The organism is Candidatus Nitrotoga sp. BS, from assembly GCF_927797785.1.
Lineage (GTDB): Bacteria > Pseudomonadota > Gammaproteobacteria > Burkholderiales > Gallionellaceae > Nitrotoga.
Genome location: NZ_CAKMLL010000024.1, coordinates 1 through 2,036 on the forward strand (window position 1 = coordinate 1; position 2,036 = coordinate 2,036).

3 protein-coding genes are annotated in these 2,036 nt (G+C 51.7%); 1 reads left to right on the top strand and 2 read right to left on the bottom strand.

The features are described from left to right. The coding region (locus MJ769_RS01265; protein ID WP_239234035.1) for a nucleotidyltransferase family protein at nucleotides 1-882 on the top strand (882 nt) is incomplete at its 5' end. Here the strand turns inward: MJ769_RS01265 and MJ769_RS01270 are convergent. Further along, a complete protein-coding gene (locus MJ769_RS01270) occupies nucleotides 883-1,356 on the bottom strand; it encodes an HIT family protein (RefSeq protein ID WP_239234036.1) in 474 nt (157 codons plus the stop codon). Nucleotides 1,357-1,627: 271 nt separating this feature from the next. Next, nucleotides 1,628-1,813 (bottom strand): hypothetical protein, encoded by a 186-nt coding sequence (locus tag MJ769_RS14405; RefSeq protein WP_256445669.1) that lies wholly within the window; start codon nucleotides 1,811-1,813, stop codon nucleotides 1,628-1,630. Between the last annotated feature and the right edge of the window lie 223 nt (nucleotides 1,814-2,036).

Genomic DNA, 2,036 nt, shown 5'->3' on the forward strand with positions numbered 1-2,036 from the left:
ATGAGACAGGCACCATTGTTATTAGTTCCGTTAATTACGGTTCACTACACTAGTGATAACGGGCAATGTTCCAACTGCCAAAAAAGGATAATCATGACTGACACCACGACCCAAATGGTTCACGCGCTTGTTCTTGCTGGGGCGCGTGCGGAGGGCGATCCGCTGTGCCTGTCCGAAGGGGTGATCAGCAAGGCAATGATTGATATTGCCGGACAACCGATGTTATCACGGGTACTGCGCGCACTGGGCGGCAGCCGGGTGAATCTGCCGGCCTTTGTGATTGGTTTAAAGGGGGCCGCGCTCGAACAAGCGGCAGATGGCATTGCCTGCCATTTCAATGAGGCGCAGGGAAAGGGGCCTGCCGCCAGCCTGCTAATGGCGCTCGAAGGGTCGGTTGCCACGCCGCTTTTGGTGACAACATGCGATCACGCGTTGCTGACGCCCGAAATGATCGATACCTTTCTTGAAAAATCTACTGCACGCGATGTCGATCTGACTGTCGGTTTTGCCGAGCGGTCAACGATCGAGGCGGCCTATCCCCAAACCAGACGCACCTATCTGTCCCTTGGCGGGGTCGAACTGTCGACTTGCAACATGTACTACCTTGCCACACCAAAGGCGCTTACGGCGATCCAGTTCTGGCAACACATTGAACAAAATCGCAAGAAATTCTGGCGCCTCGCCTTGCACTTTGGGCCGCTGACAGCATTGCGCATTCTGTTAGCAAGGTCGGGACCTGAGGCGGTGTTCTCCATGCTGTCGCGACGACTAGGTGTACGGGTTCGGCCAGTCATACTGCCCTTCGCCGAAGCGGCCATTGATGTGGACAAGACCGATGATCTGGCGCTTGTGCGCAAGATCATCGCGGGCCGCGAAAAATGACTACGGCTTTTGGGTTTCAGCAGCAGGTGCTGGCCATGTTTCACGCAAGGTGGCACAGACGCGTGCCGCCGCATCCAGCGCGGTTGGCGCGCAGACAAGATTGGGCAAGCCGGGCCAACCCGGATCATCAAATGTGATGTCGTCGAACACCGCGCTGGCTGCATAGCGTGGCACGACGTGAAAATGCACGTGCGGATCGACCATCATCAGCATCAGATAATTGATTTTTTGATTGCCGAAGCGACGCACGGCAGTTTCGATGTCGCGGGTGATCCTGGCAAGTTCATTGTGCGCGCCGTCAGGCAAATCGCCAAATGCTAGCGCCGGCCCATGGGCAAGCAGGATCATCGCGCCCAGCGTCGCCTGTTGTGGGCGGATCTGCACGCTCCACCAGCGATAATCTGCGATAAGAGTATCAATGCCACCGAAGCGCGTGAAAGTAGCATTTCGTTCTGGTATTCCGGTACTGTCCATGGTTATCCCCTTGCCCGTGGTTGGTATTTCGACGGTACCATAGTGTGGCCCTTGAATTGATGATAAACAAAGTTTCAGAGTTAAAAAACCCCTTGACATCCTCCTGCCTAAAAGAGAGCAAATTCTTACGGGCTCACGTGATAATTTGCAGTGTCTTTCGACGTGTTCGTGCTTCATTGTGCAGTCTTGTTGCCGGATTTGACTGAGTGCATCCTATAGCCAGGCAAGCTTGTCCTTCCCTCCAAGGCCGAAAATCGCCCGAAGGCCACCTCTAACTAGTATATATAAAACAATAAGTTACAGTTATATACTTAAGAACGATTTTGGTATAACCAAATTTAAATGTGTTGTCAGCTCGGTATGGTGCATTTCCCCACACCAAAGCTTTGCTAAACCCCGCTCGGCAACAGCCAGCATATTGACGCATGGCACAGGATTGTTCACCGCTCGATATCAATTCAAACTTGTAGACGTTTCATGGTTAAATAACACTGATTGTACGAGGATTGACAATGACATTTGGCACGGCTGATACGCTATGTTTTTAATGCACGTATATTTGGTCTTTGCGATTAAATATAGGCAACAAGTGCTTATTAAGGCTATGTCACAATTACCTATTGAATTTCACTGCTGTCCGGTTAAATGAATGGTCAAATCGCTGGAAGCCATGATTGACG

What these genes read in the sequence shown, in the direction of transcription:
- MJ769_RS01270 (WP_239234036.1), bottom strand. Translation starts at nt 1,356, where the DNA reads ATGGACAGTACCGGAATACCAGAACGAAATGCTACTTTCACGCGCTTC.